Origin of the sequence: Nocardioides sp. WS12 (assembly GCF_014108865.1) — a bacterium.
GTDB lineage: Bacteria > Actinomycetota > Actinomycetes > Propionibacteriales > Nocardioidaceae > Nocardioides.
In genome coordinates this window covers 1,380,684-1,401,099 of sequence record NZ_CP053928.1, presented here as the reverse complement: position 1 = coordinate 1,401,099, position 20,416 = coordinate 1,380,684, and the positions used below count along the sequence as shown (strand labels likewise).

Annotated in this window: 19 protein-coding genes; 6 read left to right on the top strand and 13 right to left on the bottom strand. The window is 67.7% G+C overall.

The genetic code is table 11. The features are described 5' to 3' along the window. Positions 1-51: 51 nt before the first annotated feature. The 4 genes from HRC28_RS06510 to HRC28_RS06495 are packed head-to-tail and all read left to right on the top strand — an operon-like array spanning position 52 to position 4,398. The gene (locus HRC28_RS06510) at positions 52-813 is read left to right on the top strand and encodes a hypothetical protein (protein WP_182379333.1); all 762 of its coding nucleotides are present in this window, start codon (positions 52-54) and stop codon (positions 811-813) included. Beyond that, positions 810-1,895, top strand: coding sequence for a spirocyclase AveC family protein (locus tag HRC28_RS06505; protein ID WP_182379332.1), 1,086 nt, complete (start codon positions 810-812; stop codon positions 1,893-1,895). The genes HRC28_RS06510 and HRC28_RS06505 overlap by 4 nt, the downstream gene beginning before the upstream one ends. A 23-nt stretch (positions 1,896-1,918) precedes the next feature. Then, positions 1,919-3,547: a hypothetical protein gene (locus HRC28_RS06500; RefSeq protein WP_182379331.1), complete on the top strand. Its 1,629-nt coding sequence runs from the start codon at positions 1,919-1,921 to the stop codon at positions 3,545-3,547. Between the two features lie 11 nt (positions 3,548-3,558). Then, complete coding sequence (locus tag HRC28_RS06495) at positions 3,559-4,398, top strand: CbbQ/NirQ/NorQ/GpvN family protein (protein WP_182379330.1); 840 nt, start codon at positions 3,559-3,561, stop codon at positions 4,396-4,398. A 105-nt stretch (positions 4,399-4,503) separates the two neighbouring features. Here the strand turns inward: HRC28_RS06495 and HRC28_RS06490 are convergent, their stop codons facing one another. From HRC28_RS06490 to HRC28_RS06480, 3 genes are all read right to left on the bottom strand, one after another. Further along, positions 4,504-6,444, bottom strand: coding sequence for an NAD(P)/FAD-dependent oxidoreductase (locus HRC28_RS06490; RefSeq protein WP_202033241.1), 1,941 nt, complete (start codon positions 6,442-6,444; stop codon positions 4,504-4,506). A 91-nt stretch (positions 6,445-6,535) separates the two neighbouring features. Further along, positions 6,536-7,303 carry a crotonase/enoyl-CoA hydratase family protein gene (locus tag HRC28_RS06485; protein WP_182379328.1) on the bottom strand — a complete coding sequence of 256 codons (768 nt, stop codon included), beginning with the start codon at positions 7,301-7,303 and terminating at the stop codon, positions 6,536-6,538. Continuing rightward, positions 7,300-8,067: an SDR family NAD(P)-dependent oxidoreductase gene (locus HRC28_RS06480; protein ID WP_182379327.1), complete on the bottom strand. Its 768-nt coding sequence runs from the start codon at positions 8,065-8,067 to the stop codon at positions 7,300-7,302. The genes HRC28_RS06485 and HRC28_RS06480 overlap by 4 nt, the downstream gene beginning before the upstream one ends. 101 nt (positions 8,068-8,168) lie before the next feature. On the opposite strand from HRC28_RS06480, the gene HRC28_RS06475 reads away from it, so the two are divergent. Further along, positions 8,169-8,933 carry an enoyl-CoA hydratase-related protein gene (locus HRC28_RS06475; RefSeq protein WP_182379326.1) on the top strand — a complete coding sequence of 255 codons (765 nt, stop codon included), beginning with the start codon at positions 8,169-8,171 and terminating at the stop codon, positions 8,931-8,933. Between the two features lie 23 nt (positions 8,934-8,956). Here the strand turns inward: HRC28_RS06475 and HRC28_RS06470 are convergent, their stop codons facing one another. From HRC28_RS06470 to HRC28_RS06460, 3 genes are read right to left on the bottom strand one after another with little or no spacing between them, the layout of a single operon-like run. Beyond that, positions 8,957-10,102, bottom strand: coding sequence for a CaiB/BaiF CoA-transferase family protein (locus HRC28_RS06470; protein WP_182379325.1), 1,146 nt, complete (start codon positions 10,100-10,102; stop codon positions 8,957-8,959). Next, positions 10,102-11,898, bottom strand: a complete 1,797-nt coding sequence (locus HRC28_RS06465; protein WP_182379324.1) for an AMP-dependent synthetase/ligase — start codon at positions 11,896-11,898, stop codon at positions 10,102-10,104. The genes HRC28_RS06470 and HRC28_RS06465 overlap by 1 nt, the downstream gene beginning before the upstream one ends. Before the next feature lie 23 nt (positions 11,899-11,921). Further along, entirely contained in the window at positions 11,922-13,493 is a 1,572-nt protein-coding gene (locus HRC28_RS06460; protein WP_182379323.1) for an aldehyde dehydrogenase family protein, read from the bottom strand. Between the two features lie 246 nt (positions 13,494-13,739). On the opposite strand from HRC28_RS06460, the gene HRC28_RS06455 reads away from it, so the two are divergent. Continuing rightward, a complete protein-coding gene (locus tag HRC28_RS06455; protein WP_202033240.1) occupies positions 13,740-14,336 on the top strand; it encodes a TetR/AcrR family transcriptional regulator in 597 nt (198 codons plus the stop codon). A 45-nt stretch (positions 14,337-14,381) separates the two neighbouring features. On the opposite strand, the gene HRC28_RS06450 is transcribed toward HRC28_RS06455, so the two are convergent. From HRC28_RS06450 to HRC28_RS06420, 7 genes are all read right to left on the bottom strand, one after another. After that, positions 14,382-16,010, bottom strand: a complete 1,629-nt coding sequence (locus HRC28_RS06450; RefSeq protein ID WP_237111726.1) for a GMC family oxidoreductase N-terminal domain-containing protein — start codon at positions 16,008-16,010, stop codon at positions 14,382-14,384. 98 nt (positions 16,011-16,108) lie between these two features. Then, entirely contained in the window at positions 16,109-17,299 is a 1,191-nt protein-coding gene (locus tag HRC28_RS06445; RefSeq protein WP_182379322.1) for an FAD-dependent oxidoreductase, read from the bottom strand. A 3-nt stretch (positions 17,300-17,302) separates the two neighbouring features. Continuing rightward, positions 17,303-17,497: a ferredoxin gene (locus tag HRC28_RS06440; protein WP_182379321.1), complete on the bottom strand. Its 195-nt coding sequence runs from the start codon at positions 17,495-17,497 to the stop codon at positions 17,303-17,305. A gap of 28 nt (positions 17,498-17,525) precedes the next feature. Next, the gene (locus HRC28_RS06435; RefSeq protein ID WP_182379320.1) at positions 17,526-18,773 is read right to left on the bottom strand and encodes a cytochrome P450; all 1,248 of its coding nucleotides are present in this window, start codon (positions 18,771-18,773) and stop codon (positions 17,526-17,528) included. A 103-nt stretch (positions 18,774-18,876) separates the two neighbouring features. After that, positions 18,877-19,284: an SCP2 sterol-binding domain-containing protein gene (locus HRC28_RS06430; RefSeq protein WP_182379319.1), complete on the bottom strand. Its 408-nt coding sequence runs from the start codon at positions 19,282-19,284 to the stop codon at positions 18,877-18,879. 87 nt (positions 19,285-19,371) lie between these two features. Then, a complete protein-coding gene (locus HRC28_RS06425; protein ID WP_182379318.1) occupies positions 19,372-19,905 on the bottom strand; it encodes a hypothetical protein in 534 nt (177 codons plus the stop codon). A 35-nt stretch (positions 19,906-19,940) separates the two neighbouring features. Further along, entirely contained in the window at positions 19,941-20,387 is a 447-nt protein-coding gene (locus HRC28_RS06420; protein ID WP_182379317.1) for a hypothetical protein, read from the bottom strand. Positions 20,388-20,416: the final 29 nt, after the last annotated feature.

Here is a 20,416-nt window from a genome sequence, read left to right as displayed (position 1 = left end):
GGCGACAAACATCGGTGTTTGTCGCCTATGACTCACCTTGGGAGACACAGCATGCACAACGACGGCTTCGACCCCCGCGTCATCAGGTTCTGTGCCTGGACGGGCCTGGCCTTCGCGTTCTTTTGGCCCTTCGCTGCGTTCGTCGTCGCGCAGGGCCAGTACATCTTCCCGCCGTCGGCCGCCGACCCGGCGGCGACGGTCGTGGCCGACTACGAGGCGCACCTGACCGGGATCCGGATCGCCACGGTGATCTTCATCTTCTCCAGCGTTCTCTACACGACGTGGAGCATGGCGATCATCCAGATGGTGCGTCGCCGCGAGAAGGACTGGCCGATTCTCTACAACATCATGGTCGTCGCGGTCGCCTGCGAGGTCGTCGTCGTGATGTTCATCGGCTTCTTCTTCGGTGCCGCTGCGTGGCGACCCGGTGAGACCAGCCCTGAGGTGACCCAGGCGTTCAACGACCTCGGCTGGCTGGGCGTGCTGTTCACCGGTGCACCGTTCCTGCTGTTCCAGATCGCGCTCGCAGCGACCACGTTCCTGGCTGGAAAAGAAGCGACCTACCCACGTTGGTCGGCGTACTTCAACCTCTTCACCAGCGTCTTCATGTTCGAGGCCTGCCTGCTGCTGTTCTTCAAGACGGGCCCGATGTCGCAGGACGGCGCCCTGGTGTTCTACGTCCCGATGGTCGTGTTCTTCGCCTGGATCATCACCTTCTCCGTCCTGACGCTGAAGGCGGTCAACCAGGAAGTTGCCGTCCGCGCCGCCGCTGATCGCGAGCCGGCCCGCATTGCAACAGGCGCCTCCCGGTGACAATCCAGCGCGGCGTCGATCGGACAGGCGGGAACCCGCTGTCCGGTGGGCGCCCCACCCTCCGGGCGTCCGCTCAGCCGCCCAGCCCGGCCGTCGCGCTGGCGGTGGTCGGGGTCCTGATCTTCGCCTTCATGATCTTCGTCCTCGGGCGCTGGGTCACCGGTGAAAATTTCACGAGTACGCCGACCGGTCCGGACCCCCTTCCCTCCGGCGAACGAGCGATGCTCATCGGGCTCCAGATCGCCGTCCCTCTCGGTGCTGCGGTCTGCCTGTGGTTCTGGGTCGGTCGGCAGTGGCGCCGCGACCGCCGGCTCAACACAACCAGCATGTTCGTGCTTTCGGGAGCGATGTTGTTCTTCTGGGACATGTCGATGAACTACACATCGGTGTCCCTGTTCTACAACTCGCATCTGCTCAACCGCGGTGCTTGGGCCAACGACGCGTGGCCCGGTTGGACCAGCCCGAACGGCAACCTGCTTCCAGAACCGCTGCTGATCGTCCCGCCTGCCTACACCTGCCTGGTCTTCATCCAGGTCATGGCCATGCTCTGGCTGCTGCGCAAGGCCCGGGAGCGCTGGCCAGAGCTGGGCTTCTACCGAACCTTCGCCATCATCATCGTCGGACTGACCATCTTCGACACCGTGATCGAGGGAGCTGTCCTGCGCACCGGCGTCTACGCCTACCCCGGGGGCATCCGTGAGGTGACCCTCTGGGCCGGTGAGACCTACCAGATTCCCATGACGGAGACCTTCTTCTTCGGTGGCCTCGGCCTGGGCGCCATCACCGCGCTGATGCACTTCCGCAACGACAAGGGCCAGACGATCGCCGAGCGCGGCATCGACCGACTGTCCGTCTCGGAGCGGCAGCGGCAGTGGGTCCGCTTCTTCGCCATCTTCGGGGCCGTCCACCTGTCCTTCTTCGTCGTGTACACGGTGCCCAACCAATGGTTGTCTACCCACTCCGACCCGCACCCGGCCAACTACCCGTCGTATCTTGAGAACGGGATGTGCGCCTCGGGCGCCGACCAGGACGAGTGCCCCGGTCCAGGCGTGCCGATGCCACGTCCAGCCAGCAACCCCTGACCCGCCGGATCCCGTGACCTTCGATGGACACCCTGGCTCTGCTCGCGAGTGCCGTTGCGGGCCGCACGGTCGAACTGCGCATGTCACGGCACGGCGTGTACGCCGACGGCCGGGCGATCCACGTTCCCGAAGGCACCGGGGACGAGATCGTTGCGGCCGTCGCGTGTCAGGCGGCTCTCCTCAGTGCAGGATCCTTTGACCCGACCACGATGAAGCGTCTGGCACGAGCTGGCGATCCTGCGGCAGCCCGGTTCCTCAGCCTCGAGGTGGTACGCGCGTGCCGGACACTCGACGCGGTGCTTCCGCGCCGCATCGTCCGTGACATCGAGGCACACGCGGGTCAGGCAGACCCGACCACGTCGGCCACCGATTCCCTCACCCGCGCGTTGGGCAGGGGACCGGTGTCGGCACCTCCCCCGTGGTTCGGCGAGATGCGCCCACGGGCGGCATGCGCGCCCTCCACGCGAGCCGCTCTCGACCCCAACGAGGTCGCGGAGGCCCTCCGGCGCGCCGCCGCCGAGATGCACGACAGCGACAGCCCGGACAGCGACAGCAAGACCTCGACCGAACTTCTGGATCGACAGACCGCACGTCGCCAAGGAGCCCGACGGCGGCTGCGCCAGCGGCTGACGGCCGGGCGCGTCGATCGCAGCAACGGTGGCGAGGAGGTCGTCGCTGCCAGCCGGCGCACCATCGACGGGACCCGGGTTCCCGAACTGGGCGTGCCGATCGGCCCGGTCATGATGAGCGGACTGCAGGTGAGGGGCCGGAGCTACCCGGAGTGGGATCAGAACCTCGGTGGTTATCGGGACGCCTGGTGCACCGTCGCCGAATTCGATCCTCCCCCGGCAGACAGACCGCTTGCCACGTCGAGCGCCGATGCCTCACTGCTGGGCGCGCTCGCCAGGCTGGGTCTGCGTCACCGCCTGAACCCGCGGGAGACCGAGGGTGACGACCTCGACCTGTCGGGGCTGATCGACCATCGGGTCGATGTCGCTGCCGGCTTCTCTGGCGTACCTCGTGTCCACCGCGCCGAGCGCCGTACCGAGCCGGATCTCGGAGTTCTACTCCTCCTCGACGCCACCGGATCGACCGCTGATGAAGACGGGCCCTCGTCCGTCTTCGAGGCACAACGGGACCTGGCGGCAGCGCTCACGACGGCCTTCGACGAGCTCGGGCAACGCGTGGCGACATACGCGTTTCAGACGCGGGGACGCCACGGTGTGCAGGTCCTGCGTTGCAAGGACTTCGAGGAGACCTGGAGCGGCCGGGCACGACTCCGGCTGCAATCCGTAGAGCCAGCGGGCTTCACCCGCGTCGGCGCCGTGATCCGGCACGGAACCCACCTTCTCGTTCATCAGGCGGGCACCCGCCGGCGTCTGATGGTCGTGATCGGTGACGGCATCCCCTACGACGATGGTTATGAAGGGCCCTACGCCGTCGCGGACGCGCGCCGAGCGATCACAGAGGCCGGTGCGTTCGGCGTCGCCTGCGTGGGGCTGTCCACCACCGCACCGTCCGGCCAGTCTCTCTGGCCCGCTCACGCCGAAGGCCGGGCATCCGATCGCGCTGCCCTCGCCACTCTTGCGCAACCCCTGTTCGCCGGAGCGATCCAGCGCGCTACCCACCACACCCGCCTTCAAACCGGCTGAAAGGGACGATCATGTCCACCGCACCGACGATGACCAGCCCCATCTACCACTCGGCCGGCAACGAGGTCTCGGTCTTCGCAGCCGCTTGGCGGCGCGGGCTCGCGGTCATGCTGAAGGGGCCCACGGGCTGTGGCAAGACCCGCCTCGTCGAGCACATGGCCGACCGCCTCGACGTCACGCTGCACACCGTGTCGTGCCACGAGGACATGACCGCCTCAGACTTGCTGGGCCGGTTCCTCCTGCGCGGAGGCGACACCGTATGGGTCGACGGGCCGCTCACCCGTGCAGCCCGCGAGGGAGGCATCTGCTATCTCGACGAGGTCGTCGAAGCACGGGCAGATGCCGTCGTGGCGATCCACTCGCTGACCGACCACCGGCGCGAGCTCAACCTTGAGCGACTCGGGGGTCAGCGCATCCAGGCGGCGCCCGGATTTCAGCTGGTCGTGTCGTACAACCCCGGCTACCAGTCAATCCTCAAGGACCTCAAGCCGTCGACGCGTCAGCGGATGGTCGCGATCGAACTGGACTTCCCGACCTTCGAGCTCGAACAGAAGATCGTGACTGACGAAACAGGCATGCCCGGCGAGGAGATCGGTGACCTGCTGCGGCTGGCACAGGCAATCCGACGCATCGAGCACCCGGGCTTGCGCGAGGTCGCGTCGACCCGCACCGTCGTCGCCGCGGCAGGCCTGATGGCCGAAGGTCTCGACTTCGAAGCCGCCGCGCACACCGCAATCACCGGTCCCTTGTCGGACGACCCGGAGTTGCGCGATGGCCTGCGCGGCCTGGTCCGGGAGTTCGCGCACCGGACTCCAACTGAGCCAGGCGGCCGGCCTTCCCGGAACAGGTGACTGCGCAACCCTCGTGAAGCATCTCGCCCCATGAGGCCGTGGACCGGGTCGCAGGAGTACTGATGCCCGGACCCCGTGAGGGAGTCCGGGCATCAGTGGTCGCTGCTATCCGCGTGGGTTCGCCGTTGTCTCGTGGTAGTCCGCGAGGTCGAGCTCGCGCATCCGGTTCCACGAGTCCAGGTAGGTCCACGGACTGCTGACCACGATCCGGCCGGCCTCGTTGCGATACCACGTGGTCATGCCCGGGTGGGACCAGATGCACTGGTCCAGCTCGGCGTCGAGCTCGTGGTTGTAGGCCCAGAAGACGTCCTCGTCCACCTCCAGGCTGGCCGCCTCGCCAGAGGCGAGCCGCGCCACGGCCTGCATGATGTAGCGGACCTGGAACTCGCAGGAGAGGATCGCGCTGCCGCCGTGCCCGGCGTTGGTGTTCGGCCCGTTGAGGATGAACATGTTCGGGAAGTCCGGCACCGTCACGCCCAGGTAGGCGCGGGCGTCGTGGTCGCCCCACTGCTCGGCCAGGCTCTTGCCCGAGACGCCGTGGATCTCCATCGGCCACAGGAATTGAAGCGCCTTGAAGCCGGTGGCCCAGACGACGATGTCGGCCTCGTGCAGCGTGCCGTCCTTCGTCACGACGCCCTCGGGCACGATCCGCTCGACGTCGGTCGTCACCAGGTCGACGTCGTCACGCTGCACCGTGCGGAACCAACCGTTGTCGAGCAACGGCCGCTTGCCGTACGGCGGGTACTCCGGGATACAGGCGTCGTGGAGGTCGGTCCGGTCGCCCAGCTGCTCCTTGATGTACTTCGTCAGGTAGATGCGGTGCCGCTCGTTCTGGTCGTTGATCGACAGCTCGGGCTTGGTCCACTCGGGGTCGATCCGCAGCGACGAGTGCAACCGGTCGCTGAAGTTCCAGAACGCCCGGAGCCGGTACCAGCGCGTGTAGAGCGGAAGCCGCTCCATCAGGTGCAGCACGCCCGTCGGCACGTCGCGGTGGTAGTTGGGGTGCGGCACAGCCCACTGCTTCGACCGCTGGAAGACGACGACCTTCTTCGCGACCCCGGCGATCGAGGGCACCAGCTGCATCGCGCTCGCTCCCGTGCCGATCACGGCCACGGTCTCGCCGGCGTACTCGACGGTGGGATCCCACTCGGCGGTGTGCATGATCGGGCCAGCGAAGGAGTCGGCTCCCGCGATGTTCGGGATCGAGGGACGGTTGACCATGCCGACGCCGGTGGCGAGCACCGGCGCCGAGTACGACGTCTCGCGTCCCTCGGCGTCGACGACATCGAGCTGCCAGGTCGTGGTCTCCGGATCGAACGCAGCGCGCTTGACCTCGTGGCCGAAGACGATGTGCTCGCGGATGCCGTAGGTGTCGACGAGCCGGGCGAGGTACTGGTGCACCTCAGGGCGCTTCGCGAAGAAGCGGGTCCACTCCCCGTTGGGCTCGAAGGAGAACGAGTAGAGGTGGCTCGGGGTGTCGACGCCGCAACCGGGGTAGACGTTCTCGAACCAGGTGCCGCCGATCTCGTCGTTCTTCTCGATGATCGTGAACGGCACGCCTGCGCCCTTGAGCTTGATCGCCAGCGCGATCCCCGACAACCCGGCGCCGATGATGAGGGCCTCGAATCCCGGGGGAAGCGGGTGCGGCACGTCGATGTCGCGGGAGAGGACACCGAGTTCCTCGGCGAGCAGGTCGCCGTACTCGGCGGGAATCTCCTCGACCAGCGCGATCTCGAGCATCCGCGTGACTTCGGTCGGCGTCAGGGGCTTTTCGGCGATCAGGCCCGACTCCGCGTCGAGGATGGTGGCCAGCGCCGCCGCGCGAATCTCCGCCTGGACCTCGTCGGGCAGCGAGCCCGAGTCGTTGTCGTCGAGCACCGGCCCGCGCTGGGGACGGTAGGGCTCCTCGAGCCACTTGGCGTCGCCGGTGAGGTGGGTCAGGACAAGGAGCAGGGTGGGGATGTTCGCTTCTTCGAGCGCTGCCGCCAGACGGTCACGGTCCGGGACGGAGCCGTCCTCGACGACGCGATTGATCAACTGGGTCACGTGATTCCCCTTCGTGCTCCCGAGCGCGAGGCCAACCGCGACGCACCCTGGAATCTTATTGAACGTGTATGTCTCAATATTAACGCGCGGATCATGCGCCTGTCCACCGCGGCGAGCGCTTCTCCACGAAAGCCAGGGCGCCTTCGGCAGCATCGGCCGAGGCCCGCACCGGAGCGGTGTGCTCGACCTGACGGTCGAATCCCTCGTCGAGGCTCCAGTCGGCGGACTCCACGACGATCCGTTTCGCAGCACGCACCGCCAGCGGAGCATTGGCGCTGATCGCCAACGCCAGCTGGCGGGCCACCGCCAGCGCCTGCCCGTCGGGGGCAACCCGGTTGACCAGCCCCCAGCCCCGGGCCTCCTCGGCCGTCAACGGTTCGCCGGTCATGATCAGCTCGAGGGCGACCGCCTGCGGGATCCGGCGCGGCAACCGCAGCACCCCGCCCGCAGCAGCCACCAGACCACGCTTGACCTCGGGCAGCCCCAGCCGCGAGCTCTCCGTCGCGACCACCAGGTCGCAGGCCAGAGCGATCTCCAGCCCACCCCCCAGCGCGTTGCCCTCGATCGCAGCGATCAGCGGCTTGTCGCAGGGCTTGCGCACGATGCCGAACGCGCCCCTGCGCTCGTCGATCGGGCGCTCCCTGGTCGCCGCAAAGGCCTTCAGGTCCATGCCGGCGCAGAAGGTCGTGCCCGCGCCAGTGAGGACCGCGACGGTCACGTCACTGCGGTCGTCGACCTCGTCCAGCGCGGCAGCAATCGCCAGCGACGTCGGGAGGTCGATCGCGTTGCGCACCTCGGGGCGATTGAGGGTGATCGTCGCGATCCCGTCGGCGACCTCGAAGAGGACCGCGTCACTCATCGCGGCGACATCCGGATGGCGCCGTCGAGCCGGATCGTCTCGCCGTTGAGCATGCCGTTGTCGATGATGCTCAGCGCGAGCTTGGCGTACTCGTCGGGCTCGCCCAGCCGACTCGGGTGGGGAACGATCTTCGCGAGCGAGTCGCGGACGTCGTCACTGAGGCGGTTCAGCAGCGGGGTGTCGAAGGTGCCGGGGGCGATGGTGCAGACCCGGATCTGCTTGCCCGCCAGGTCGCGCGCGGCGACGATCGTCATGCCCACGATGCCGGCCTTGGCCGACGCGTAGGGAATCTGGCCGATCTGGCCCTCGAAGGCCGCGACCGACGACGTCAGGATGCAGACACCCCGGTCCCCGTCGACGGGCTCGTTGCGCGCCATCCGGGCCGCCGCGAGGCGCAGCACATTGAAGGTCCCGATCAAGTTGATGCCGATCACCTCCGAGTAGAGCTCGAGGTCGCCGGGCGTCCCGTCGCGGTTCACCAGGCGTACGGCGCCACCCCGGCCGGCACAGTGCACGAGCGCGCGCACGGGCGCGATGGCCTCGGCGGCGTCGTACACGGCTTCCATCTCCTCGACGTTGCGGACGTCGGCCGGCACGAACGAGACGCGGTCGCCGAGGTCCTCGACGACGGACTTGCCGTCGGAGGAAGCCAGGTCGGCGATCACGACGCCCTGGGCACCGGCAGCGAGGAGACGCTTGACGGTGGCGAGGCCGAGACCGGACGCGCCGCCCGTGACGACGGCTGAAGATCCTGAGAGGTCCATCTGGACACACCTTTCGATTTTGAGAGATACTGTCTCTATATTAGAAGGACCCGGACCTCCGGGTCAACGACGAGCGGCCGCGGCCGGCGAGAGGACACCCCATGCAGTCGACCGAGCACCTGCTCTGCGAGCGACGCGACGGGTACGCCGTCGTCACGCTCAACCGCCCCGAACGGTTCAACGCGCTCAACCACGCCCTCGTGGCCGACCTGCGCGCGCAGCTGGAGAAGCTCGAGGCCGAGGACGACGTCCGCGCCATCGTGCTCACCGGGGCCGGTCGTGCCTTCTGCGCCGGCGCCGACCTCAGCGCGGGACCCAGCGACGTCGAGGACGTGATCCGCAGGCTCTACGTCCCGCTGGTCGAGCAGATCGCCGCCATGGACACCCCGCTCATCGCCGCCGTCAACGGTCCGGCCGCAGGAGCCGGCTTCTCACTGGCCCTCAACGCCGACTTCCGGATGGCCGCGACCACGGCGTCCTTCACCATGTCCTTCGTCAAAGTCGGACTCGTGCCGGACGTCGGTGCGACCTGGCACCTGACCCGCATCGTCGGTGCCACCCGCGCCACCGAGATCGCCCTGTTGGGCCGCAAGGTCACGGCCGAGCAGGCCCTGGCCTGGGGACTCGTCAGCGAGCTCGTCCCGGCCGACGACCTGCTGCGGCGGGCCACGCTGCTCGCGGCCGAGGTGGCCGCGCTGTCCGCATCCGTGGGCCCGATCCGGCGACTTCTCCGGGCCGGTCAGCACGTCGACCTCGCGACCCAGCTCGACGCCGAGGCGACCGCCCAGGGGCGCGCCCAACAGCACCCGCACTTCGAGGAGGCCAAGCAGGCATTCGTCGAGAAGCGGGCACCCCGCTTCTGGTGAGCGCGGCCCCGGACGAGGTCCGGTCAGCTCTGGACCGCGACCCCGTCGGCGATCAGCGCGCCGACGTCCGCGACGCCCCACTGCTCGAGCACCTCGCGGGTGTCCTGTCCGATGGAGGGCGGCGCATGCGGAATGCCCGAGGACGTCCTGCTGAACCGCGGGGCCGGAGCCGGCTGCGTGACTCCCCCGACCTCGACGAACGTGTCGCGCTTCGCCAGGTGCGGGTGGTCGGCGGCCTCGGTGAGCGAGAGCACCGGCGCGACGCAGGCATCGGTACCCTCGAAGACGTCGGTCCACTCGACCTGGGTCCGGCCGAGGAACGCCTCGGCGATGGCGGTGCGCAGCGCGGGCCAGCGCTCCGGGTCGGAGCGGTCGGCCACGGCCGGGTCGAGCCCCAGCAGCCGGACCAGCTCGGCGTAGAACTGGGGCTCCAGCGCCCCGACGGCCATCCAGCGACCGTCGGAGGTCGCGTAGGTGTCATACCAGGGCTGGCCGCCGTCGAGCATGTTCACCCCGCGCCGGTCGCGCCACAGACCGCCCGCCATCATCCCGTGCAGCAGGCCGGTCAGGGAGGCGGCGCCGTCGACGATCGCAGCGTCCACCACCTGGCCGCGTCCCGAGCGTGCCGCTTCCCAGCAGGCCGCGAGCACGCCCATCACCAGGAAGGTCGAGCCGCCACCGAAGTCGCCGACCAGGTTGACCGGCGGAACCGGTCGTCCGTCCGCGTCGCCGATCGCACCGAGCGCGCCGGTGATGGCGATGTAGCCGATGTCGTGCCCCGCCGCACTGGCGAGCGGTCCCTCCTGGCCCCATCCGGTCATCCGGCCGTAGACCAGGCGAGGGTTGACGGCCCGGCAGTCGTCGGGCCCCAGGCCCAACCGCTCGGTGACCCCCGGACGAAAGCCTTCGAGCAGTACGTCGGCCCCAGCGACCAGTTCGAGCACCGCCGCCACGCCGCGCGGGTCACGGAGGTCGAGCACGACGGAACGACGGTTGCGTCGCAGCACGTCCTTCTCCGGAGGCACCGAACTGCCCTGCGGCCCGGGCCTCTCGACACGGACCACCTCGGCCCCCATGTCCGCCAGCAGCATCGCGGCGTAGGGACCCGGCCCGATGCCGGCCAGCTCCACGACCTTCAGGCCCGCGAGCGGACCGGGAGAATCGTGCATCACTCGGCGTACATCCCCTCGATCGCGTCGGCGTACTTCACGTGGATGACCCGGCGCTTGAGCTTCGCGGTCGGAGTGAGCTCGTCGGAGTCCGGCAACCAGGCCGAGCCCAGCACCGTGAACTTCTTGATCTGCTCGTTGCCGTGGAGCCGCTTGTTGGCACGCTCCACGATCGAGGCGATCTCGGCCTGCAGCACGGGTGAGGCGACCAGGTCGTCGAGATCCAACCCCTCGAGTCCGAGGTTCTTCGCGTGCACCGGAGCGGCTTCCGGATCGAGGGTGATCAGCGCACTGACGAACTTGCGCGCATCACCGATGGCGACGACCTGCCCGACCAGGGAGCTCTCTCCCCGCACTGTCGACTCGATGTTGGCCGGCGACATGTTCTTGCCGGCCGAGTTGATGATGATCTCCTTCTTGCGGTCGACGATCGCGATGAAGCCGTGCTCGTCGATGGTCGCGATGTCGCCGGTGTGCAGCCACCCCTCGGCGTCGAGTGCCTCCGCGGTTGCCTCGGGCTGCTTGCGGTAGCCAGCAAAGTTGAGCTCACCGCGACAAAGCAGTTCGCCATCCTCGGCGAGACGTACCTCGACGCCGGGCAGCGCCTTGCCGGCCGTCCCGGTCTTGTAGTCGTCCACCCGGTTGAAGACGTTGAGCGAGCCCTCGGTCAGGCCGTAGGCCTCGAGCATCGGTACGCCGACGGCGCGGAAGAACTGGGACAACTCCGGGCTCGACGGCGCTCCACCGACGAAGGCGGCCTTGATGTTGTCCAGGCCGAGTCGGGCGAGCAGCGGCGCGATCCGGTCGAGGATCGCGTCGTGGCGCGCAACCAGCTCAGCCGCCACCTCGGCGGGCACCCCACTGCCGGCCTCGACCGCGTTGACCCGCTCGAGACCGAGGTGGACGACCTCCTGCAGGGCCGCGCGCTGTTCGTCGGGCTGCCCGGCGATCATCGCCTCGATGGCGACCTGGAGCTTCTCCCACAGCCGCGGGACCGAGAAGAAGGCATCCGGGTGACTGGTGCCCAGCGCCAGCGGCACCTCCTTCATGTCGGGGCAGGCCGTGATCGTCGCGCCGTAGCCCAACGACATGTAGTGAGCAGTGATCCGGCCGCCGGCGTGCGCCATCGGCAGGAACGAGATGATGCCGTCGACCGGCATCGGCAGCGCCGCATCCAGCGCTCGCTGCTCGGCCATGACCGTGTTGTGCGACCACTGGGCGCCCTTCGGCGGTCCCGTGGTGCCCGAGGTGTAGATCAGGGTCGCCAGATCGGCCTTGTCGACGGCGCGCCAGGCCGCCTCGAAGTCGTGGTCCGGGTCGCCGGCGGCCTCGACGGCAGCGAGCGTCACGACACCGTCGGCCTCGCCATCGACGACGACCACCTTCTCCACCTGGCCCTCGAGACGCGCGACGGCGTCGAGGACCTTCGGGAGGAAGGCCAGTTCCGTCACGACGAAGCGGGCGTCGGCGTTGCCCAGCTGATGGGCGATCTGCTCGGCCGGTGAGCTGTTGAAGATCGCGAAGGGCACGGCGCCGAGGTGCACGGCGCCGAAGTCGATCATGTGGCACTCCGGTGTGTTCGGCAGCATGATCGCGATCGTGTCCTGCCGTCCGACGCCGATGCCGGCAAGCCCTGCAGCGATGCTGCGGACCCGGGTGTCCAGTTCGGACCAGGTCAGGCTGGTCGAGCCGTCGATGCTGCGCAGGGCGACCTTGTCGCCGTACGCCGCCACCGTCCGCTGGAAGGCTTCCGGCACGGTCGCCGCATCGAGCGGGCGGGCTGCGGTGTCGTTCATTTCTGTCTCCTGGTCCTGGGTGATCACTTGGCCGCGCGTCCCAGACGGCGGCGCCAGTCGTGCATGCCGAGCAGCCGGAGTGCCTTGTCGGTCACCTGGGCCTTCCGGCGCGTGTTCGGGTACCAGTGGATCTCCTTCTTGAGATGCACTCGCTCGCTCACGAACGCCTGCTGCCGGCAGTACTTCCGGATGCCGTAGGCACCGCCGAAGCGGTGGCCGAGTCCCGAGGACTTCCAGCCACCCATCGGCAGCGGGAACTGGAAGACGTTCGTCATCGCGTTGTTGACGTTCATGCCGCCGGTCTCGATGCGCCGTCCGACGCGGAGACCGCGCTCGGCATCGCTCGTCCAGATGCTCCCGGCAAGGCCGTACGGCGAGTCGTTGGCGAGGCGCACGGCCTCGTCCTCGTCGGCCACCTTCATCACGGGCAGCAACGGGCCGAAGGTCTCCTCGGTCATCGCCAGCATCGAGTGGTCGACGTCGACGAGAACGGTCGGCGGGAAGAAGAGCCCCTTGGCGAGCCGGCGACCGCCGGTCAACGCGCGAGCGCCCCGCTCGAGGGCGTCGGCCACCTGACGCTCGACGATGCCCATCTGCTGCTCGTTGGCCATCGCGCCGTAGTCGGCGTCGAAGGAGCCCTGGGCGTCGTGGCCGACGCGGATCCGGTCCACTGCGTTGACCAGTCGCTCGACGAACTCGTCGTACACCGGCGCCTCGACGTAGACACGCTCGACGGCGATGCAGGACTGGCCGGCGTTGAACAGGCCGCCCCACACCGCTCCATCGACCGCACGGTCGAGGTCGGCGTCGGCGAGCACGACCATCGCGTCCTTGCCGCCGAGCTCGAGGCTCGCCGGGATGAGCCGCTCTGCGGCGCGGACACCGATCCGGCGGCCGGTCGCAGTGGATCCGGTGAACTGGACCATGTCGACCTCGTCGACCACCGCCGCACCGGTCGGGCCGAGCCCGGACGCGAGACCGAGGACCGGCGGCGCGCCGATCTCCTCATTCCACCCGCGAACGACCTCCGCCCACGCGAGCGGGGTGACCTCGGACGGCTTGGTCATGACCGCGGCGCCGGCCATGAGCGCGCCGGGCACGTCCATCATCGGCATGGCGAGGGGATAGTTCCAGGGCGTGATGATGCCGACCAGCTGGTACGGGCGCCGGATCAGGCGCAGTCGCTTGGTGATCGCCGAGACGTTGTGCGGCGAAGGAGTCTCGTCGGCGAGGAACCTGGCACCGTTCTTCGCGTAATAGTTGATCACCTCGACGGCGACCAGGAGCTCGATCTGCGCGTCGCCCCAGCTCTTGCCCGCCTCACGATGGACCAGGCCGAGGATGTGCTCCTTGTTGTCGACGATCCAGTCGAGCCACCGCAGCAGGTGCACCTTGCGGCCTTCAGGGCCGAGAGCCTCCCACGCGGGCTGCGCGGCGCGCAGCCGCGCGGCAAGATCGGCGACCTCGGTCGCGGTCATGTCGGGCACGGTGCCGACGACGGTGTCGTCGGCGGGATTGCGGACCACGACGACCGACGGTTCCGGGAATGCGGACCGGTCCGGGGTCTCGACCGGCGTCTCAGGGGAAGCGCTCATGTGCAAAGGTTATGAGAACCGGCGTCTCAATACAAGTGGATCAGGTCGACTTGGGCAACGAATCGCGGGTTCGCGCCCCGCGAAGGTCGACACCAACAACGATTTGAGATAGGACGTCGGTAATCTAGGAGCACGGCCGCGCACCGCGGCGATGCAGCGAGAACGCCAGGGAGCCAGCCATGACCGCAGATCCCAGCCCCAAGGCGCCCCGCCCCCGCGGCCGCCCCCGCCTGGACATCGACCCGGATGCCGTCGCATGCCGTCGCCGAGCTTTTCGCCGAGGGCGGCCTCGAAGCCGTCTCCATCCTCGACACCGCCGAAAAGCTCTCGGTCAGCCGCGCGACCCTCTACCGGACCGTTCCCACCAAGGAACACCTGATCGGCATCCTCTTCGAACGGAGCACGGGCGAGCTCACCGAGAACGCCAGGGCCATGGTCAAGGAGGTTGACGACCCGGCCGAGCAACTGCTGGGCCTGGTTCGGCTGCAGGTCGACGCGGCGATCCGGATGCGTCGCTACATGCCGGTCTTCTTCGGCGGCGGCGACCTGCCCCCCGAGGTGCTCGAGCGCTGGCACAAGTGGAGCCGCGAGTTCGAGAAGATCTGGGTCAGTGTCATCAAGGACAACATGGACGCCGGGATCCTGGCCCCCGCCGATCCCGTGATCACCGCGCGACTGCTGCTCGGCTCGTGCATCTGGGTGTCGCGGTGGTACAGACCCAAGGAGAAGTACAGCCCCGACGAGATCACCGAGATCGCCGTCAACATGGTGCGCTCCCTGCAGGCCCCGAAGGCCGACTCCAGGCCGGCGAAGAAGACCGCCGCGAAGAAGCCGCAGAACTAACAGCAGCCCGGCCGGGCAACCGCTGTTGCCGGGCGCTGTGCGCGGTCAGGCCCTCCCGAGGATGAAGTCCGAGGCTCGCTCACCGATCATGTAGCACGGCGCGTTCGTGTTGCCGCCAGTGATGCTCGGCATGATCGAGGCGTCGGCCACCCGCAGGCCCTCGATGCCGCGAACCTTGAGATCGGGGCCGACCACGGCACGATCGTCGACACCCATCCGGCAGGTGCCGACGGCGTGCATGACCGAGACGACGCGACGGCGCAGGGCATCGTTCATGTTGCCGTTCGGCGCGTCAGCGCCGGGATAGATCTCCTCCTTGACCGCGCCACCGAACGCCGCGGCCGCCATGATGGCGCGAGCCATCTCGGTGCCCTCAGCCAGAACCTTCAGGTCGTCGGGCTCGTTGAGGTAGCCGTAGTCGATGAGCGGGGCGACCGTCGGGTCTGCCGACGCCAGCCGCAGTGTTCCGCGGCTCTTGGGATAGATCAGCGTGGCGAAGACGCCCAGGGACGGTCGCGGGTCCGGCTTCTGCTTGCCGTGGTCACCCGCACCCGGGTCCGGGTAGCTCCACGGAATCGCGTGCAGCTGGATGTCGGGCGCGACCGTGGCCAGGGAGCTGCGCACGAAGCCGACGGACTCGAAGATCGAGTGGTTCAGGAACGTGTCCTTGCCCATGAGGTTCCTGGCCATCCCCTTGAGGAAGAACCCCGGCGTCGACTTGTGGCTGATCGACGTCGTGTGGAACGAGAGTGGGTGGAACAGGTGGTCGTGCAGGTTGTCGCCGACCGGGAGGTCAGCGATGCACTCGATGCCGAGGCTGGCGAGGTGCGCGGCAGGACCGATGCCCGAGAGCATCAGCAACTGCGGGCTGTTGACGAAGCCGCCGGAGACGATGACCTCCTTGGCCGCACGGATCGTCCGGCGGCCACCGCCCTTCCCCTGGTCGATGACCTCGACGCCCACGGCGCGGTTGCCCTCGATGACGATCCGGGTCGCCAGCACCTCGGTCTGGACGTCGAGCGTGCGGGGAGCGAGGTCGTGGACGTAACCCCGGGTGGAGGAGTAGCGCACGCCGTCCTTGACGTTCTCCTGCATGAGGGAGATGCCCTCCTGCTCAGCCCCGTTGTAGTCGTCGTTGATCTTGACGCCGAGGGTGTCGGAGGTCGCCTGGATGAACTGATGCGTGCCCTCCTGGGCGATCTTGTTGCGGGTGACCTTGATCGGTCCACCGGAGCCGCGGAACTCGTCCTCGCCGTCCTCGAAGTCCTCGGACCGCTTGTAGGCGGCATTGACCTCGTCGGCGGACCAGCCGGTGTTGCCCTCGGCAGCCCACGAGTCGAAGTTGGCGCGGTTGCCGCGCACGTAGACCATGCCGTTGACCGAGCTCGACCCACCCATGACCTTGCCGCGGGTCACCAGCATCTCGCGGCCACCGGCGCTGACCTGGGGCGTCGACTTGTAGCCCCAGTCGAAGCCCTTCTCCAGGCGCGCCTCGAAGTGCATCGGCGCCACCATGCCCGGCTTCTTCGTGAAGTAGCCGTGCATGCCCTTGTTGTCGGACTTTCCGGCCTCCAGCATGATCACGCTGGCGCCCGACTGGGCGAGCCGGCTGGCGACGACCGCGCCGGAGCTGCCGGAGCCCACGACCACGTAGTCGGCTTCGTTGGCACGCAAATTCCTAGAGGTCGGGCGCTTGGCCATGTCAGGCTCCATCTTTTTCGAGTTCAGGACTTCGTGCGCCATCGCACGGTGAGAGTCAGGGGTGAAACAGGTCAGGAAGGAGCGGGTGCCGCCAGCTGGCGCTGGTAGCCGATGATGCTCCGGTTCATGTTGAACGCGATGGCGCCGACGAGCTCGCCGTTGCGGTGTCCCTCGACCAGGAGCGACGGTTTCTCGGGGTCCTCCGCGACGATCGTCCACGAGTCGGCGGCCCGCAGGAATCCGGCGGACTTGATCTTCACGTCGTACTGGTCGGACCAGAAGGTCGGGACCGAGGCCGTTGCGGCCATCGGCGACCGGTCGCTGATCGGGAGCAGCAGATTGACAGCGGCCAGGTCGGCCATGTCGCGGGCATTCGACCAGTGCTCGATGCAGACCGCGGCACCGTCGCCGTGGTGGTGCGGCCAGGCGGCGATGTCTCCGGCCGCCACGATCTCGGGCACGGGCTGGCCGCTCGCGTCGATCACCGTGCAGGTCGCGTCGCAGACCACGACGCTCCGATCCATGCTTAGTCCGGCGTCCTCGAACCACTCCGAGTTCGGGACCGAGCCGACCGCCACCAGCACGACGGTGGCTTCGAGCAGTTCGCCGTCCTCCAGACGCACGCCGGTCACTCGCTCCTCGCCCTCGAAGCCGGCGACTCCACGTCCGAGTCGGAAGCGGACTCCCTGCGCCTCGTGGATGGCGGCCGCACGGGCACCGACTTCGGAGCCCATGACCGGCATCGGGTAGGCGGCCACGTCCACGACGGTGACGGAGACACCCTCCTTGCGCAGGGTCGCTGCGACCTCGCACCCGATGAAGCCGGCTCCGACGATGACGACCTTGGCGTCGGCGTCGATCGCAGACCTGAATGCTGCAGTGTCCTCGAGGTCGCGCAGGGTGTGCACGCCGGAAGCAGGCATCGGCCCGTTCCAGGTGCGAGCCCGCCGACCGGTCGCGATCAGCAGGCCGTCGTAGGCCACCTCGGCGCCGTCATCGAGGACGACGACGCGACGCTCACGATCGAGCCGCTCGGCTCGGCGCCCCATCACCCAGGTCACGTCCGGTGCGTCGCCCGGCAGGGCGCACTGCTCCTCGGTGTACGTGCCGGCCAGCAACTGCTTGGACAGGGGCGGCCGGTCGTAGGGCAGGTGCTTCTCGTCGGAAACGATGGTGACCCGACCGTCGTAGCCGGCCTCACGCAGACCCTGCGCAAACCGGAAGCCAGCGAGGCCGCCTCCGACAGCCACGACGTCCTGCATCACTCAGCCTTCGATCCGGATCGCGGCGACCGGGCACATCTTGACGGCCTGGACGATGGCCTTGCGGTACTCCTCGCCCGGCTCGGCATTGAGGATCTGGACGACGTCGTCGTCCTCACCGATGTCGAAGATGTCGGGTGCGGCGACGACACAGTCGCCGTGCACCTCGCAGAGGTCAGTGTCCACGGTGATCTTCATGGTGTTCTCCTGGGAATCCGTGGTGCGGTCAGGCCGGGGTGATCGTGACGGGCAGTTCGTAGACGCCACGCGAGTAGGCGTCACGCACGTAGCTGATGGGACCGGCCGGCTCGATGCTGGAGGTCCGCTGGAAGAGCTCCTCGAAGAGGATCTTCATCTCGAGCGCGGCGACGTGCTGGCCGAGGCACTTGTGCGCGCCGCGACCGAAGCTGACGTGCGGGTTCTCGATTCGGTCGGGCTGGAACTCGTCGGGCCGGTCGAAGGCGCGCTCGTCGAAGTTCCCGGCAGCGAACAGCATGGCGACGATGTCGCCTTCCTTGATCTGCTTGCCATGGAGTTCGTGATCGCGAGTGGCGGTGCGGACCAGGTGGGTGAAGGGCGACGCGATGCGCACCATCTCCTGGATGACGGTCGGCGGGAGGTTGTCCTGGTGCGTACGCATCCAGGCCATCGCCTTCTCGTTGCGCATCAACTCGTGCATGCCGTGCGACATGGCCGTGCGCGTGCTCTCAGCCGCACCGCTGGCAAGCAGCGCCACGTTGCCGACGATCTCGTCGGCCGACATCAGCGGGTTGCCGCCCTCACCGGAGGCCACCAACCGAGACATCACGTCGTCGGCCGGGTTCGCCCTCTTCAACTCGGCGAGTTCCTCGGAGTAGACCATGAGGTTGCCAATAGCCTCCATCACCTCGTCGAAGGACGCCGTGATCCGGGTGTCGAACGGAGCTGCGAACTTGTCGACCCAGCCGAAGAATTTGGCCCGGTCCTCCTGAGGGACACCGAGAACATCGCCCAGCGCCTCCATCGGCATGTTGTGGGCGATGGTGTGAACGAAGTTGAAGGTGCCCTTCTCGAGCGCGTCGTCGACAACGTCCTTCGCGTACTTGCGGAACTTGCCTTCCAGCTTGCGCACCATCCCGGGCGTGAACGCCTTCGCGAGGACCTGCCGCTGCTCACGGTGACGGGGACCGTCGGTGGTCAGCATGGCCGGCAGGCCGCCGTTCTTCGGGTCGATGGGAACGACCTGCCAGATGTTCACGTAGCCGCGGTCGGCTGCGTAAAGCTCCGTGTTGCGATCCACCTCCCAGATGTCCTCATTGCGGCTGACCACCCATGCCCGGTCGATCAGCATCGGGTCATCGAACTCCTGCAGGAAGCAGGGCTCCTCGTCACGGAGGTGGCGATACTGTTCGAGAGGCAGGCCGAAGGTCGTCGGGTCTCCCTGGGCATAGGTGTCGTAGTCGAAGATCCGGAGTTCCGGTGCCGTGGTGGTCATCATGTACCTTTCGCTGCCGTACGCATTAATAAGCCGCGCTGTCTCAAAATGTTACGGGGCGCGACGAAAGGGTGTCAATGATCGGCAGCACATTTTCGAGACGTCAGATCTCACGGCCAATGGCGGACAGGTGCTCTCGGTAGAGCCCGTAAGCCGGCTGGAGGGCAGGGACGAGACCCATCAGCTTGGCCACACCGCCGTTCACCTTGATCTTGCGACGAGCGAGAGCAACCGGCAGATTGAGCTGCCCCAGCCAGAACTTGTGGCCATCCTCGGCTGACATCGTCAGGTCCACCTCAGCCTCCCGACCGTCTGCATCCGCTCCGACGTAAAGAACCGGAGGGTCGACCGTGGCGTCGAGCAGGAAGACGCCGTCGGGGTCCTCGTGGATGACACGGAACGACGTGTTCGCAGAAGAGAACTTCTTGCCCACCACCGGGTCGGTCGTCAGGCTCTGCATGAACGGGGTGAAGACCTCATACATCTCGTCGGACGAGGTGAAGACTGACATCGGTAATCCTTTCGGAGGGTTGGGTACTACGCCGCCGACGCAGCGAGTAGCGGCGTCGAACGGGAATCGAGGGTCAGTAGAGGTGGATCAGACGGGCTTGAGGGAACTGATCCGCCACGAACCATCCACCCAGGAGGCCTTGACGACGAGGCGGCTGCCGGCAGTCCGGGCGTCTGCGAGCTCGCTGCTCCGCGTGGTCACGTTGACGAACAGCAGCAGCTCAACTTTGTGATGGCGGGCATCGATCACCCCGCTTGCGGAGACCTTCGCGTCGGTCACCACCTGTGCCTTGGTCGCAGCCGGCGCGATCTTGTCCGTCACCAGGGACCGGTACTCCTCGGCGAAGGACCCGGTCAACCATTTCGACTCCCGCGCGAGATCACTCTCGAGCTCCCGGAAGTCGTAGCTCAGGAGTTCCTCCACGTGGGTGGTGACCACCTTGCGGGCGTCGCTTGCGCCGTGGGCGTTGTCAGCATTGCGATCGTTGACGAAAGCCAGGACTCCGGCGCCGACGAGCAGGACCACGGGGACCAGCCAGATCCTCGGGCCGAGCGTCCGCCCAGCCAGCGGGTTCCGCAGACGCCGAAGGTGCGACTGCCTTGTCGGGGTCTCATCTTCCACGACATTCTCCTCCGCTGCCGACGCTGTCGTCGCACTCATCCGACGAACTCCATGCCCGTGATCAACCAGCCGGCGTCCTTGTGTTCCAGATCGACCTTCATCCGGTAGTCCTTCGTGGTGGCCCTCTTGGCGTCGCCGTGCGTGACCTCCGCAGAGGTCGCGACCAGTATGGACGCCGCCTCGCCGTCGTATTGGTCGACGGCGACCGACTTCAGTTCGCCCGTGGCCCTGATCTTGTCGTCGTTGACGACGTCGGAGAATGTCTGTGCAAAACCTTCGAACTGACGCTTGAAGGCTCCGCTGAGCCGCTTGCCCATCGCGTCAAGCTTGGCGTCGATGGTCTCCGAATCGAGCGTGGTGAGGTCGAGCACCTGGGCACGGGCGACCGCGATCGCCTCGTCACGTCGGTCCTCGTCCTGACGGTCACCGAACCAGACGACGGCCTGCCAGGCGAGCACCGCGGCGGCAATCAGACCAACCACCACTGCAACTCGCGTGCCCGCCATCGCGC

Coding starts and splice junctions, on each gene's coding strand:
- HRC28_RS06510 (WP_182379333.1), top strand. CDS start 52: ATGCACAACGACGGCTTCGACCCCCGCGTCATCAGGTTCTGTGCCTGG.
- HRC28_RS06470 (WP_182379325.1), bottom strand. CDS start 10,102: ATGCACGATTCTCCCGGTCCGCTCGCGGGCCTGAAGGTCGTGGAGCTG.
- HRC28_RS06485 (WP_182379328.1), bottom strand. CDS start 7,303: ATGAGTGACGCGGTCCTCTTCGAGGTCGCCGACGGGATCGCGACGATC.
- HRC28_RS06455 (WP_202033240.1), top strand. CDS start 13,740: ATGCCGTCGCATGCCGTCGCCGAGCTTTTCGCCGAGGGCGGCCTCGAA.
- HRC28_RS06475 (WP_182379326.1), top strand. CDS start 8,169: ATGCAGTCGACCGAGCACCTGCTCTGCGAGCGACGCGACGGGTACGCC.
- HRC28_RS06440 (WP_182379321.1), bottom strand. CDS start 17,497: ATGAAGATCACCGTGGACACTGACCTCTGCGAGGTGCACGGCGACTGT.
- HRC28_RS06430 (WP_182379319.1), bottom strand. CDS start 19,284: ATGTCAGTCTTCACCTCGTCCGACGAGATGTATGAGGTCTTCACCCCG.
- HRC28_RS06480 (WP_182379327.1), bottom strand. CDS start 8,067: ATGGACCTCTCAGGATCTTCAGCCGTCGTCACGGGCGGCGCGTCCGGT.
- HRC28_RS06465 (WP_182379324.1), bottom strand. CDS start 11,898: ATGAACGACACCGCAGCCCGCCCGCTCGATGCGGCGACCGTGCCGGAA.
- HRC28_RS06445 (WP_182379322.1), bottom strand. CDS start 17,299: ATGCAGGACGTCGTGGCTGTCGGAGGCGGCCTCGCTGGCTTCCGGTTT.
- HRC28_RS06500 (WP_182379331.1), top strand. CDS start 1,919: ATGGACACCCTGGCTCTGCTCGCGAGTGCCGTTGCGGGCCGCACGGTC.
- HRC28_RS06460 (WP_182379323.1), bottom strand. CDS start 13,493: ATGAGCGCTTCCCCTGAGACGCCGGTCGAGACCCCGGACCGGTCCGCA.
- HRC28_RS06435 (WP_182379320.1), bottom strand. CDS start 18,773: ATGACCACCACGGCACCGGAACTCCGGATCTTCGACTACGACACCTAT.
- HRC28_RS06495 (WP_182379330.1), top strand. CDS start 3,559: ATGTCCACCGCACCGACGATGACCAGCCCCATCTACCACTCGGCCGGC.